General features: G+C 70.9%; 1 protein-coding gene. It reads left to right on the top strand.

Annotated elements, in window-relative coordinates; translation table 11 throughout:
* The coding region (locus tag EN874_RS33140; protein WP_189396763.1) for an aspartyl protease family protein at positions 1 to 296 on the top strand (296 nt) is incomplete at both ends.

Below are 296 nucleotides of genomic sequence, written 5' to 3'. Positions count from 1 at the left end.
GCTTGATCGGCAATGATCTGACCGGGCGCTGGGACACCCGCTGGGATTTCGGCCGCGAGCAGCTGGCGCTGTGGACGCCCGGGCGGTTGAACCTTGAGGGACCGGGCTGCCAGGCCAATGCACTGCCCGGGCGCAGCGCTGGCCTGCACCAGTTCGGCTTCATCATGCTGACGCTGGGCACGCCGGGCGTTGAGGCGGTCGCCGTGGTCGATACCGGCGCGGCACAGACCGTGCTCAATGCCGAAGCCGCCCGCGCACTGGGGCTGCGCACCGACGGCAGCGATGCACGGGTGCGC

It is taken from the genome of Mesorhizobium sp. M1D.F.Ca.ET.231.01.1.1, from assembly GCF_003999155.2.
Taxonomy (GTDB): Bacteria; Pseudomonadota; Alphaproteobacteria; order Rhizobiales; family Rhizobiaceae; genus Mesorhizobium.
This window is presented reverse-complemented; position numbering and strand designations above follow the sequence as displayed.